Origin of the sequence: Pseudomonas sp. NFPP28, from assembly GCF_900115535.1 — a bacterium.
Taxonomy (GTDB): Bacteria; Pseudomonadota; Gammaproteobacteria; order Pseudomonadales; family Pseudomonadaceae; genus Aquipseudomonas; species Aquipseudomonas extremorientalis.
On record NZ_FOWT01000001.1, the window covers coordinates 1 to 13,931 of the forward strand.

The 13,931-nt window shown below is 60.8% G+C and carries 12 protein-coding genes; 4 read left to right on the forward strand and 8 right to left on the reverse strand.

Features of this window, described 5'->3' with window-relative positions; genetic code table 11:
- The 3 genes from BM110_RS00005 to BM110_RS00020 all read left to right on the forward strand — a co-directional run.
- The coding region (locus tag BM110_RS00005; protein WP_175538829.1) for an RHS repeat-associated core domain-containing protein at positions 1–1,428 on the forward strand (1,428 nt) is incomplete at its 5' end.
- A gap of 3 nt (positions 1,429–1,431) precedes the next feature.
- Positions 1,432–1,839 carry an Imm50 family immunity protein gene (locus tag BM110_RS00010; protein WP_093511839.1) on the forward strand — a complete coding sequence of 136 codons (408 nt, stop codon included), beginning with the start codon at positions 1,432–1,434 and terminating at the stop codon, positions 1,837–1,839.
- Between the two features lie 554 nt (positions 1,840–2,393).
- Positions 2,394–2,756, forward strand: coding sequence for an Mpo1-like protein (locus BM110_RS00020; protein WP_058424472.1), 363 nt, complete (start codon positions 2,394–2,396; stop codon positions 2,754–2,756).
- 2 nt (positions 2,757–2,758) lie between these two features.
- On the opposite strand, the gene BM110_RS00025 is transcribed toward BM110_RS00020, so the two are convergent.
- The 3 genes from BM110_RS00025 to BM110_RS00035 all read right to left on the reverse strand — a co-directional run bounded on the left by BM110_RS00025 (position 2,759) and on the right by BM110_RS00035 (position 4,731).
- Complete coding sequence (locus BM110_RS00025) at positions 2,759–3,556, reverse strand: acyl-CoA thioesterase (protein ID WP_093511841.1); 798 nt, start codon at positions 3,554–3,556, stop codon at positions 2,759–2,761.
- A 90-nt stretch (positions 3,557–3,646) separates the two neighbouring features.
- Positions 3,647–4,408, reverse strand: coding sequence for a CHAD domain-containing protein (locus BM110_RS00030; protein ID WP_093511843.1), 762 nt, complete (start codon positions 4,406–4,408; stop codon positions 3,647–3,649).
- Positions 4,409–4,452: 44 nt separating this feature from the next.
- A complete protein-coding gene (locus tag BM110_RS00035) occupies positions 4,453–4,731 on the reverse strand; it encodes a hypothetical protein (protein WP_012722962.1) in 279 nt (92 codons plus the stop codon).
- A gap of 214 nt (positions 4,732–4,945) precedes the next feature.
- Here BM110_RS00035 and BM110_RS00040 point away from each other — a divergent pair, with 214 nt between their 5' ends.
- Positions 4,946–5,983 carry a patatin-like phospholipase family protein gene (locus tag BM110_RS00040; RefSeq protein ID WP_058424475.1) on the forward strand — a complete coding sequence of 346 codons (1,038 nt, stop codon included), beginning with the start codon at positions 4,946–4,948 and terminating at the stop codon, positions 5,981–5,983.
- 61 nt (positions 5,984–6,044) lie between these two features.
- Here the strand turns inward: BM110_RS00040 and BM110_RS00045 are convergent, their stop codons facing one another.
- From BM110_RS00045 to kdpA, 5 genes are all read right to left on the reverse strand, one after another.
- Positions 6,045–6,734 carry a response regulator gene (locus BM110_RS00045; protein ID WP_071490041.1) on the reverse strand — a complete coding sequence of 230 codons (690 nt, stop codon included), beginning with the start codon at positions 6,732–6,734 and terminating at the stop codon, positions 6,045–6,047.
- A 37-nt stretch (positions 6,735–6,771) separates the two neighbouring features.
- Positions 6,772–9,423, reverse strand: coding sequence for a sensor histidine kinase (locus tag BM110_RS00050; RefSeq protein ID WP_092247625.1), 2,652 nt, complete (start codon positions 9,421–9,423; stop codon positions 6,772–6,774).
- Positions 9,424–9,547: 124 nt separating this feature from the next.
- A complete protein-coding gene (gene kdpC, locus BM110_RS00055; protein ID WP_071490039.1) occupies positions 9,548–10,093 on the reverse strand; it encodes a potassium-transporting ATPase subunit KdpC in 546 nt (181 codons plus the stop codon).
- 64 nt (positions 10,094–10,157) lie between these two features.
- Positions 10,158–12,221, reverse strand: a complete 2,064-nt coding sequence (gene kdpB / locus BM110_RS00060) for a potassium-transporting ATPase subunit KdpB (RefSeq protein WP_071490038.1) — start codon at positions 12,219–12,221, stop codon at positions 10,158–10,160.
- Between the two features lie 8 nt (positions 12,222–12,229).
- Complete coding sequence (kdpA, locus tag BM110_RS00065; protein ID WP_071490037.1) at positions 12,230–13,924, reverse strand: potassium-transporting ATPase subunit KdpA; 1,695 nt, start codon at positions 13,922–13,924, stop codon at positions 12,230–12,232.
- Between the last annotated feature and the right edge of the window lie 7 nt (positions 13,925–13,931).

Genomic DNA, 13,931 nt, shown 5'->3' on the forward strand with positions numbered 1-13,931 from the left:
CTCACCTCACACCTGTTCAAGGCCGGTCGCGAACAGCAACGCCAACAAGGCCAACTGTTCAGCCACTACCAACATGACCACCAAGGCCGCCTGTTCAACCAGAGCATCGTTGATGCCGAAGGCCCGCTATACCGCCGCCACTACGACTACGACAAAACCGGCAACCTCACCCGCCTGCTCGACACCCGCAAGGGCGAACACCGCTACCACTACGACCCACTCAACCGCCTCACCCGCGCCGACCACACCCAAGCCGAGCAGGAACGCTTCGGCCACGACCCCGCCGGCAACCTGCTCATGCAAAACCGCCCCGGCCCGGACATCGTCGCCGGCAACCGCCTGATGATCCAGAGCGACCACCATTACGACTACGACGCCTTCGGCAACCTGATCCGCGAACGACGCGGCAAGGGCCATCAACTCGTCACCGAGTACCGCTACGACTGCCAGCACCGCCTGATCGGTATTAAAACGCCCAACGGCCAGACCGCCAGTTACCGCTACGACCCGTTTGGGCGGCGTATCAGCAAAACCGTCGACGGCATCACCACCGAGTTTTTCTGGCAAGGCGACAAGCTGATTGCCGAACACCATGCGGATCGGCATCGCAGCTATCTCTATGAACCGGACAGCTTCCGTCCGCTGGCCTTGCTGGAAGGCTTCGGCCCGAAGGACACCCAGGCCTACCACTACCAACTAGACCACCTCGGCACCCCGCAGGAACTCACCGCCCCGGATGGCGAAATCGTCTGGTCCGCGCATTACCGTGCCTACGGTGAAATCAGCCGTCTTGATACCGGAAAAATCGACAATCCGCTGCGCTTCCAGGGTCAGTATTTCGATCAGGAAAGCGGGCTGCACTACAACCGCCATCGCTACTACAATCCGGATGTTGGTCGTTACCTGACGCCGGATCCAGTGAAGCTGGCGGGTGGGATCAATGCGTACCAGTACGTGCCTAATCCCACGGGATGGGTGGATGCGACAGGGCTGAGCGCCAATTGTCCGCCGAAAGGGATACAACAGCCAGCCTGTAAAACACAGAATGAACCGGAAACACCTGATGTTTCTCGCAGAGGCGCTTTCAGACAAGCGAAAAGAGATGCTGGGATACCGATGGTTCAGGCCCCGGATATGGTAGTAGACCCAGACATAGGAAAGGCCAAACAATACACGACTGAAAAAATGACAGACAAGAATAGGAAAACAGTTCTGGATGAAAACGGCAAACCCATAAACACAAAAGTCTATCAATTCACAAGAGCAAACGGCTCGAAAATCCTTATCCAAGACCACTCAGCAGGCCATAAATACGGTAGCGTAGATGGAATTGGAGACCATTCATCGCACTTTAATTTGAGACCAATCGAAAAACCTCGAAAAGGTTATCTTGAAGGCGCAAAAAAACACTATCCATTCAGGAAATAAAAAATGAAATACTGGAACGAGTTAGAGGGGAGTATATTTCTTAGCAAAGTCTTCAGCCTTCCTGTTGAGATTGGAAAAATAGCCATTTCCTCATTAAGGGTAGAAAATGATCAGCCTTGTATTGGAATAGGATTCGACATCCCCGAATTTCCAGACAAACTACCAGAAAAATGGAAAAACAAAGGGTATAACATGTGCAGACTTGGAATAACCTGCAACGACATTAAAAATCTGAAAGTCTTTAACATCCCCGCACACGAGGTATTTACCGTAAAAATCAATAAGAAAATGGACCACTTTACTTTTGAAGCCACCAGCGATAATGCACACATAGAGTTCAACGCAAAATTTATTTCACTCAGCGGACCAACCGTTTACATCAACGATCCGGACGACTATTACTTCAAATAACCAAACCCAGTATATACTTCCCCATAAATGCGGCTAGGGGGCGCCACCTAATCCATCATCTCGAAAAAATATAGACAACTCATTCGAAACTTTAAATATACGCGCCAGAAAATTGAATCGGCAGAACTCACGACTTCGATTAACAATCTGGCGTGGAGTCTTTTCAAGTCAGAAAGCGATGTACCCGAACCAATCGAATTGAACGAAAAAGCACAGAATACGGCTCTAACTTCTGGCAGGAAATACAGAACAGGATTAGTCAAGAAATCTGGTTTCAGTGGGGTTCGATTCGGCATACAGGGCTTAGAAAATCCATGATGCAAAAGATATTACAGCGGTTCTGGGTGAGACGACCGGTTATCCATTCCAGATAACCGATAACAACCTCACGTTTCTGATACACATGGACGACCATGACTGCGTTATTTGGACATAAGGGGGGACATGCCGAAAACTACCCTCTATGACCCCCATAGCCAGCCCCAATTCGCCGCCCCGCCCGCCCCCGCCTAAACTCTGTTCAAGTTGTTTCAACGGACAGAGGATTCATCATCATGGGCAAACGTCACCCCAATCTCCCCGCCTGGCAATGGCGTCACTACCCGCAGAACCATCAGCACCCGACCAACCTGGCGTTGCACCTGATTGCCGTGCCGCTGTTCATCATCGGGTTTCTGTTGATTGTATCCGGGGTGTTCAGCCTGAGCCTGGCCAGTTTTGCCGTCGGTGTGGTCGGTATCCTGGCTGGCCTGGCGTTGCAGCGTCATGGTCATAGCCTGGAAGCCCAGGCCAGTGAACCGTTCAGTGATCGTAAAGATGCGGTCCAACGCCTGGTGGTCGAGCAGTTCGTGACCTTTCCGCGCTTTGTGTTGAGCGGTGGCTGGTGGCGCGCCTGGCGGCAGCGCCACAGGCATTGAGATCAGGCGAAGACCACCACGGTCTGGCGGCTGATAGCGATGAGTTCGCCGGTCGGGCTCCACAGGGCGGCGGCGGCATGGCCGTAGCCGTCGCGGGCGTGCTCGATATTGACGTAATACTGGCACCAGTCGAGGGTCGTGAGGTCTTGCAACGGCTGGATGAATTCGATGGTCCAGGTCAAGGTGCTGCCCGGTGCCGGCTTTTTCAGGTGCGGCAGCAACGCAGGGGGCCAGGCGTCGACCAGGGCAAGGATATGGGCCTCCGTCAGCGGCTCTTCCTTCACATCGCCACGCAACCGTACCCAACCGCCCATGTCGCGGGATTTATTACCGGTAAAGGGTAAGCCGCCGACGCTCCAGCGCATCGCCAGATGGCGCATGAATTCCGGGGTGACGCCCTTGATATAAGGCAGTTCCTGGCACTCATCCCAGTGCTTGAACACCGGCGGCGCTTCGCTTTCGACCGCGATTTCCGACTCACGGGCCCCACCGAAACTGGCCTGTACCAGTGTCGCCACTTCACCGTTCTGCACCACACGGCCAAGCAATTGGCTGACGGCTTTGCCTTCGCGCAGCACTTCGACTTGATAACTGGCGGGGACGTCCGGCGCTACCGGGCCAACAAAGGTGATTGCCAGCGACCGTAAAGGACGATCCGCGGGCACTTGGGCACGCAGGGCTTCGTATTGCAATGCGGCGACCAGGCCACCAAAGGTCGCACGGCCCTGGGCCCATTCGGCGGGGATGGTGACATCCAGCGGGTTGCTGCGGGCGGCATCGAGCAAATCACTAAAGCGCATGGCGGTCTCACATCAAAGGGAACAGATGAGGGATCTTAACCATCAGGCCAATCAGGTACAGCGCCTATTCCGGCCAAAAGCCGGACCGGCTTAGAAGCAATCAGCGCTGAGTTTATCCAGCACTCGATCCGCCTGCCCTTCCGCCTTGGCCATGGTGCGATGCCATACGGCAACACAAGGTTGCAGATCAGCCTGGTGTTCAGCCTGGACCAACCACTGCCAGCAGTCATGCCAATCCCCCAGGGCGCCCTGGGCTTTTTTCAGGTGCGACATGGCGTTGGCGGGCAATTTATCCAACTCGGGATAGGCCTCGGCGGCGTAGCGCACGCGCTTGATCAGCAAGCGGAGGCGATGGCGATCATGGCCCGGATCCTTCAAGGCCTTATCGAGTGCCTGCCATTGCTTGGCCAGACGCTTTTCGATGCGTGGGCGCAGGCCTTTGAGCAATTTCTGGTGCTCAGAAGCACGGATGAAACGCGGGAAGGCGTCGAGGATCAGCAGCAAGTGCGCAAGTTCCGGGCTTTGCGCCACCTGACGATAGGCCTCGGGTTGCAGGCGCAGTCGTCGGTTTGCAGCCTCATGATGGCCATGCAGGTGCAAATACGCCGCCAGCACCTCGCGGTCGCGTAGCGGCGTAGTCAATTGGCCGACGGTGCTGGCCGCCAATTCAAGCTGCTCCACCCCTGGCAAGCCGCGCAAGGGGCGCAACAGGCTGCGCAGACGGCGCACAGTGGTGCGCAGGTCATGCAGGGCTTCGTCGTCGGTGACGGCGGCAAGACGAGCCTGGCAGCTCAGCAACCCTACTTCCAGGCCAATGACCTGAGCGACTAACTGATCGACCAAAGCTGACATCCTGCCCCCACTACCTGATGAGAAATCCTACTCGCTGCTACAGGTCAACGCCCGGCACGAGACTCACGAATATAGAACCGCGCTTTCTCGGCCTTGTTGGAGCAGCCTTCAAACGCTTCAAATTGCTGCTGGGTCTTGGCGCCTGTCAACAGAGACAGTGCCTTAGAGTAGCTCACGGTGCCGGCAAAGCCTTCGGCCTTGGCCAGGTCAAGTTCTTTCCAGGCGGCGTCCAACTGGCTGCCGCAACTGTCGCGGTAGGCGGTTTTCCCGGCGCAACCAGCCAGGGCCAACACGATCACAGGCACACACATCCAGGCTTTCATCAATGACACCTCAAAAAGAAAAAACAGTCGTACGTTGTAGACGTTGCCTACAGGGAAAAGTGCCTGTCCTTAGCCTGAAATCGATAGTACCTATTGGCCAGAGCATACCCGAGCAGCAGCGCTATCCTGGAAAAATATTGCAGGCTCCCACGAATATTGAAGCCGGCCTCTCATGGGTGCATTGTGGGCACCTGCCTTGGGGAGGACATGGACCATGAAGAAACGTGTTGCCTTGGTGCTGGGTTCCGGTGGAGCCCGGGGCTACGCCCATATCGGGGTGATCGAGGAAATCGAGCGGCGCGGCTACGACATCGCCTGTATCGCCGGCTGTTCAATGGGAGCGGTAGTCGGCGGCATTTACGCCGCTGGCAAGCTGGACGAGTATCGAAACTGGATTGAAAGCCTCGACTACCTCGACGTGTTGCGCCTGGTCGACGTGAGCTTCCGCCTGGGCGCCATTCGTGGCGAGAAAGTCTTCGGGCAGATCCGCAAGATCGTCGGCGAGATCAATATCGAAGAACTGCGCATCCCCTACACCGCAGTCGCCACCGACCTTACCAACCAGCAGGAAATCTGGTTTCAGGAAGGCTGCCTGCACCAGGCCATGCGCGCCTCGGCGGCGATTCCCAGCCTGTTCACCCCGGTGATGCAAGGCAACCGCATGCTCGTGGACGGCGGCCTGCTCAACCCGCTGCCCATCGTGCCGGTGGTGTCGAGCCACTGTGACTTGATCATCGCGGTCAACCTCAACGCCACCAATCAGAAGCACTACCAGTTGCCGGTGATCCAACGCCCGCCCGCGTTCAAGAGCCGCTTCAACAACCTGGCGAGATCACTCGGTTCGCACCTGCCCTTTCGCCGCAAGCAGGCCGAACAATTGATGAAACTCGAGCAGGAGGCGTTGGAAGCGCAGGCGGCGGAGATCAACCCGTGGCTGGAATCTGCCGAACCGGAATCCCAACAACCCGCCGCGGCACCGGAAAAGCCCGGCGCACCGAAGTCGGCAACCGGGTCGTTCATCATTGATAACGTCGGCCCGGCTTCGCTGCTGGACCTGATCAACCAGAGCTTCGAGGTGATGCAGACGTCGCTGGCGCAGTACAAGATCGCCGGCTACCCGCCCGACGTGCTGATCAACGTGCCGAAGCGGGTGTGCCGTTTTTTCGAGTTCTACAAAGCGCCGGAATTAATCGCCCTGGGACGGGAAATTGCCAGTGATACGTTGGATCGCTATGAAAGTGAGCAACGCTGAAACAGGCGCGTCACTAACGCCGTTGTGGCGAGCCCGCTCGCCACAGAGAAGCACCTGAGATCTATCCGCCCAACAACCGATACCCCACCCCCGCCTCGGTCACGATAAACCGTGGCTGGGTCGGGTCATCCGCCAGCTTCTGGCGCAGGTGTCCCACGACGATGCGCAGGTAGTGGCTGTCCTCGGTATGGGTCGGCCCCCAGATATCCTTGAGCAATTGCTGCTGGGTAATCACCCGCCCAGGGTGCCGTGCCAGTTGCGCCAGCACCGCGTACTCCTTGCGCGTCAGCGCCACTTCAGCGCCGTCCAGCAGCACCCGGCGATAGGCCAGGTCCACCGTCAGCGGGCCAAAACGCAAGGCTGCTTCCTGGGCTTCCCCCGCTGGCGCCTGGCGTAGCAATGCACGCACCCGGGCGAGAAACTCCTGGATGCCAAAGGGTTTGGTCACATAGTCATTCGCACCACCATCCAGGGCCTCGACCTTTTGCCCCTCGCTGGCCCGCACCGACAGCACCAGCACCGGCACCGTCGACCACTCGCGAAATTCACGCAGCACCTGCTGGCCGTCCATGTCGGGCAGGCCAAGATCGAGGACCAGGAGGTCCGGCTTGTTCAACGCTGCCTGGGCCAGGCCTTCGTTGCCGGTACCGGCTTCGATCACTTTGTAGCCCTGGGAGGCCAGGCTGATGCGCAGGAATTTGCGGATCTGCGGTTCGTCATCAATGACCAAAATCGTCGCGGTCTGGCTCATGGCTTCCAATCAAAATCCGTGAAGAAAACAGGGTAGCTCATGCCTCGCGCTCCAGGCCAGGCTGTGTCGGCAACGGCAGGAACAAGGTGATGCAGGTGCCACGCCCGTCAATGCCGTCGGCCACGCTGATATGCCCACCGTGGGCGCCGACCATGCCCTGGCAGATTGCAAGGCCCAGCCCCGTGCCCTGCCCGCCTCGATCACCGCGTGCTGCGGTGTAGAACATATCGAAGATCTTTGCGCGCTCATCCTCGGGAATGCCGGGGCCTTCGTCGGCCACGGCGAAGAACAGCTGGTTATCGGCAACGCCGGCGCTCAGTTGCAAACGCCCTTGCGGCGGCGAAAAACGCGCGGCGTTTTCCAGCACATTCACCAACGCCTGCTCGATCAACGCAGCATGCACATACAACAATGGCAACTCGGGCGGTACGTCGGTACTCACCTGCAACGGCGCCAGCACTGCACGCAGACGGCCGAGGGCGCTGCCGACGATATCACCCGGCGACACCCAATCCCGCGCCAGCTTCAACGCACCGTGGCCGAGGCGGGTCATGTCCAGCAGGTTCTGAATGTAACGGTCAAGACGCTCAGCCTCATCGCGAGTGCCTTCAAGCAATTCGCGACGATCCTCCAGCGGGATCGCTTCACCAAGTGCCAGCAAGCTGTCGATGCTGCCACGCATGGAGGTCAGCGGTGTGCGCAAATCATGGGAGACCGACGCCAGCAAGGCGCTGCGCAGTTGCTCGGTTTCGCCGTGCAACCTTGCAGACTCCAACTCCTGGGCCAGTTGCGCCCGCGCCAGCGCCTGGGCCAATGGCTGGCTCAAGGCGGTGAGCAGGCGACGGCGTTGGCCGCTCAATTCCAGGCCCGGTTTGGGACTGACCCCCAGCAAACCCAGCGGGCCTTCTTCGCCCGACAACGGCCACCACCACCAACGCCCGAACGGCAGGGTCCCGGTGCCCATGCCCGCTGGTTGGTCATGTTGCCAAGCCCAATCGGCAGCAGCACGCTCGGCTTCGGTAAGCGTCAGCGGGCCGCCGGTCTCGATTGTCCAACCGCCTTGGCCATCACGGTTGACCAGGCACAGGTCCAGGTCGCTCCAGCCTTCCAGGTGATGTGCGGCAGCACTGATCACCGCCTGGCGATCGGTGGCGGCCGTGAGTTTGCGCGACAGGTCGAGCAGCTCGCTGGTTTCTTCCTGGGTGTCGCGCAACGCCTGCAACTGGCGGCGCTGGCGCGCAGCCAGGTTGCCGGTCAGCGCCGCCATCAACAGGAAGAACAACAGGGTCAGTACGTCTTCTTCACGCTGGATGGCGAAGGAAAAATTCGGCGGGATAAACAGGAAATCATAGGTCAGGAACGACAACGCCGCACACACCAGCGACGGCCCCAGGCTGCTACGCACTGCCACCAGCAATACCGCCGCCAGGAACACCAGAGAGATGTTCGGCAGCGGCAAGGCGCTGGACACCGCCCAGGCCACCGCCGCCGCGACCACCGTGGCCAAAACCGCCAGTGCGTAGTCGAACCACACTAGCCCGCGTACATCCGGCAAGCGCGGCGGCGCCGGGATATCGTCGCTGTCGAGGACGTTGATTTCCAAACCTCGCGCATTACGCAATAAACGCGCAGCCAGGCCACCGCCGAACAAGCGACGGCGCCAACGCATCCGCGACTGCCCCACCAGCAGCAGACTGGCGCGGCGTTCGGCGGCGTGCTGGATCAGCGTCTTGGCCACCTCCCCTGCGCGCAGCAACACCACCTCGCCGCCCAGTCGCTCGGCCAACTGCTGGGCATTTTGCAGGCGCAGCCGCGACTGCTCGTCCCGCGCTCGGCCGTTATCGATATGCACCAGGCTCCACGGCAAATGGCGGCGCTGGGCAACCCGGCTGGCATGGCGCACCAGGCGCTCGGCCTGGGCATCGCCATCCACGCCGACCAGCAAGCGCCCACGCACCGCCGGCGCGGCTTGGCCGAGCTGGCGATAGCCTTGGGCCAAATCGTCATCGACGTGGGCGGCGGCGGTTTGCATGGCCAACTCGCGCAAGGCCATCAGGTTGGTCTGGGTGAAGAACGCATCGATGGCCGCCCGCGCCTGCTCCGGCACGTAGACCTTGCCATCGCGCAGGCGCTCCAGCAGCTCGCGGGACGGCAGGTCGATCAACAGCAGTTCGTCGGCCTCTTGCAGCACCCAGTCCGGCAGGGTTTCACGCACTTGCACGCCGGTGATGCCGCGTACCTGGTCGTTGAGGCTTTCCAGGTGCTGGACGTTGACCGTGGTAAACACGTTGATGCCGGCAGCGAGCAGTTCCTGGATGTCTTGCCAGCGCTTTTCGTGACGGCTGCCGGGGGCGTTGCTGTGGGCCAACTCGTCGACCAGCACCAGCTTGGGCTTGGCGGCGAGCAGGCCGTCGAGGTCCATTTCTTCGAGCATCACGCCACGGTATTCGCTGCGCAGCAACGGTTGCTGCGGCAGGCCGCTGAGCAAGGCTTCGGTCTCGGCACGGCCGTGGGTTTCGACCACACCGGCGATCAGCTTCACGCCCTGTCGCAGTTGCGTGTGCGCGGCCTGGAGCATGGCGTAGGTCTTGCCCACACCCGGCGCGGCGCCAAGGAAGACTTTGAGCCGGCCACGGCCGTCCCGGGGCAGATCGGCTAACAGGGCATCGGCGCGGCCGGAGTCGCTCATGCTCGGGGTTCCTTCAGATGTTTATGGGTTGCGCCCCAGGCCGTCATCGCGGGCAAGCCCACTCCCACATTTGGAATGCATTCCCCTGTGGAAGCCGGCTTGCCTGCGATGGCGGCGCCACTGCCTACAACTTTTCCAGGGCCATATTCAGCGCCAGCACATTCACCACCGGCGGGCCTACCAGCGGGCTTTCGATGTGTTCATCGAGCAAACGCTGCAAAGTCGACACCGGCACATTCCGCGCCGCCGCCACCCTTGCCAGTTGATAGGCAATCGCCTGGGGTGGCAAGTGTGGATCAAGACCGCTGCCAGAGGTAGTCAGCGATGCCAGAGGCACCGGCCCTTGGCTCGGCACCAACTGTTTACTCGCGTCATCGAAGATACGCGTCGCCAGCGCCGGGTTGCTGGGGCCGAGGTTACTGGCGCTGCTGGAGACCGTCGCAAACGCGCCGGCCGATGGGCGCGGATGGAACCAGCTGGCACCGGTAAAGTCCTGGGCAATCAGGCTGGAGCCACGCACCTTGCCGCTGTCGTCGCGCACCAGACTGCCATTGGCCTGGTTCGGGAAAGCCACTTGGGCGACACCAGTCACCACCAGTGGGTAAGCGACGCCGGTGATCAGGGTCATGAGCACCAGCAGGCTCAGGGCCGGGCGGATCATGTTGGACATTTCGGATTCCTCAAATCGGTCATTGCAACCTGTGGGCACCCGTCGGGGGCCCACAGGAATCGGGTCAAACCAGGTGCAACGCAGTCAGCAGCATGTCGATCGCCTTGATGCCCACGAACGGCACCAGGATCCCGCCCAGCCCATAGATCAGCAGGTTGCGCCGCAGCAATGCCGCCGCACTCGCCGCCTGTACGCGCACACCGCGCAGCGCCAGGGGGATCAGCACCACGATGATCAGCGCGTTGAACACGATGGCCGAAAGGATCGCGCTCTGCGGGCTCTGCAAGTGCATCACGTTGAGCACGCCCAGTTGCGGATAGATCGAGGCGAACAGCGCCGGCAGGATCGCGAAGTACTTGGCCACGTCGTTGGCGATGGAAAAGGTGGTCAATGCGCCACGGGTCACCAGCAATTCCTTGCCGATCTGCACCACGTCCAGCAGCTTGGTCGGGTCGCTGTCGAGGTCGACCATGTTGGCGGCCTCGCGCGCAGCCTGGGTGCCATCGTTCATCGCCATGCCGACGTCCGCCTGGGCCAGCGCCGGGGCGTCGTTGGCGCCGTCGCCGCACATCGCCACCAGGCGACCATCATTTTGCTCATGACGGATGCGGGCGAGTTTTTTCTCCGGGGTGGCTTCGGCCAGTACGTCGTCCACGCCCGCTTCAGCGGCAATCGCGGCGGCGGTCAACGGGTTGTCGCCAGTGACCATCACGGTACGGATCCCCAGTTTGCGCAGCTCGGCGAAACGCTCACGGATGCCCGGCTTGACCACGTCCTTCAGGTGGATCGCGCCGAGCAACTTGCCGTCGGCACACACCAGCAACGGGGTGCCGCCGCTCTGGGCGATCTTGTCGATTTCCCGCGACAGCGCAGGCTGCAAGTCGCGACGTTGTTGACCGATGAAGGCCAGCAGCGAATCCACCGCGCCTTTGCGGAACACACGGCCCTGGTAGTCGACACCGGACAAGCGGGTTTCAGCACTGAACGGCACGGCCGTCAGTTCGTCTGCGGTCGGCTCGGCTTGAGGGTGCAAGGCGCGCAGGTATTCAACGATGGATTTACCTTCCGCCGTGTCATCGGCCAGGGAGGCGAACAATGCGCCTTCGGCCACTTCCTTGCCACTGACGCCAGGCGCCGCGACCACCGCCGCACAGCGACGGTTACCGAAGGTGATGGTGCCGGTCTTGTCCAGCAGCAACACATGCACGTCGCCCGCTGCTTCCACGGCACGCCCGGACTTGGCGATCACGTTGAGGCGCACCAGGCGGTCCATGCCGGCGATGCCGATCGCCGACAGCAAGCCGCCAATAGTTGTAGGAATCAGCGTCACCAGCAGTGCGACCAGGAACACCAACGGCAAGCTGCCGCTGGCGAAATGGGCGAACGGCTGCAGAGTTACCACCACCAACAGGAAGATCAGGGTCAGGCCGATCAGCAGAATATCCAACGCGACTTCGTTGGGGGTTTTCTGGCGCTTGGCGCCTTCCACCAGGGCGATCATGCGGTCCAGGGTCGACTCACCAGGGTTGGCGGTGATACGAATCAGCAGCCAGTCAGACACCAGGCGGGTGTTGCCGGTGACGGCTGAACGGTCACCACCGGACTCACGGATCACCGGTGCCGATTCACCGGTAATGGCCGCTTCGTTGACTGCCGCAATGCCTTCGATGACCTCGCCGTCACCGGGGATCATTTCCCCAGCGGCAACGCGCACCACATCGCCTTTGCGCAGGCTGGTGGCCGGCACGACCTTGAAGCTGCCATCGGCCTCCTTGCGGCGTGCGCTGAGGCCTTCGCTGCCGGCCTTGAGGCTGTCGGCGCGGGCCTTGCCACGCCCTTCGGCCAGGGCTTCGGCGAAGTTGGCGAACAGCACGGTGAACCACAGCCACACGGCGATTTGTACGGCGACAAACGTGGGCACGGTGGTGTCGGGCACGAAACACAGCACAGTGGTGAGGATCGCGGTCAGTTCGACCACCAGCATCACCGGCGAACGTTGCAGTTGGCGCGGGTCCAGCTTGACGAACGCCTGGACCAGCGCCGGGCGCCACAGAGCCGAGACGGCGGTTTTGGCAGGCTCCTGGGTTTTGACCGGGGCCGCATTTTTTGCAGGCATATTCATGTTCATATCGCCTCTTAGAAGCCCATGCTCAAGTGTTCAGCAATGGGACCCAGCGCCAGCGTTGGCAGGAAAGTCAGGCCGCCCACCAGCAGAATGGTCACGGTCAACAGGGTCACGAACAGCGGGCCATGGGTCGGGAAGCTGTTCTGGCCGATCGGTGCGGTCTTCTTCATCGCCAGGCTGCCGGCCAGGGCCAGGACCGGGAGGATGTAGCCGAAGCGGCCGATCAACATGCCCAGGCCCAGCATCAGGTTATGGAACGGTGTGTTGGCGCTGAAGCCACCGAAGGCCGAGCCGTTGTTGGCACTCGCCGAGGTGTAGGCGTAGAGCAACTGGCTGAAGCCGTGGGGGCCAGGGTTGCTGATGGCACTGGCCGGGCCAGGCAGGCTGGCGGCAATGGCGCCGAGCACGAGCACACCCACCGGCATCACCAGCAGGGTCACCACCAGCAATTGCACTTCCTTGGCCTGCAGCTTCTTGCCCAGGTATTCCGGGGTGCGGCCGATCATCAGGCCGGCGAGAAACACCGCGATCAACACGTTGAGCAACATGCCGTACATGCCGGCGCCGACGCCGCCGAAGATCACTTCGCCGACCATCATGTTGACCAGCGCGACCATGCCGCTGAGTGGATTGAGGCTGTCCTGCATGCCGTTGACCGAGCCATTGGATGCCGCTGTCGTCGTCACCGACCACAGCACCGTACCGGCGGTGCCGAAGCGTGCCTCCTTGCCTTCCAGTGGCGCAGTCTGCTCCACGGCCGGATTGTTCAGGGTCGGGTTGGGCTGGTATTCGGCCCACAGCGAGGTCGCGCCGCCGATCAGGAACAACGCCAGCATGCAGCCGAGGATCGCGCGGCTCTGACGCAGGTCTTTCACGTAATGGCCAAAGGTGAACACCAGCGCCACGGGGATCAGGATGATTGACGCCACTTCGAACAAGTTTGCCCAAGCGGTAGGGTCTTCAAACGGATGCGCCGAGTTGACACCGAAGAAGCCGCCGCCGTTGGTGCCCAACTGCTTGATCGCAATCTGACTGGCGGCCGGGCCCAGGGGGATCACTTGATCCACACCCTGCAGGGTCACGGCATCCACGTAATGGGCGAAGGTCTGCGGTACGCCCTGCCACACCAGGAACAACGCCAGCACCAGGCACAACGGCAGCAGGCCGTAGAGGGTGGCGCGGGTCATGTCGACCCAGAAGTTGCCAAGGGTCTTGGTGGATTTGCGACCGATCCCACGGCAAAGCGCGACCAGCACTGCCAGACCCGTCGCCGCGCTGACAAAGTTCTGCACGGTCAGGCCGGCCATCTGGCTGAGGTAGCTCAGGGACGCCTCGCCACTGTAGGACTGCCAGTTGGTGTTGGTCATGAAACTGACCGCGGTGTTGAAGGCCAGGGTCCATTCCTGCCCCGGCAATTTCTGCGGGTTCAGTGGGAGGTAGTCCTGGAACAACAGGATCGCGAACAGCAGCAAAAAGCCCGCGAGGTTGAAGGCAAGCAAGGCGAGCATGTACTTCTGCCAGCTTTGCTCCTGATGCTCGTCCACGCCCGACAGGCGATAACAGGCGCGCTCCACGGGACCGAACACCGGCGTAAGCCAGGTGCGCTGCCCTTCCATTACTTTGTAATAGAACCGCCCCAGGAACGGGGCCGGCACCAGCACCACGGCAAAGAAGGCAATGATCAGCCAATAGTCATAACTGTGCATGGCCAGC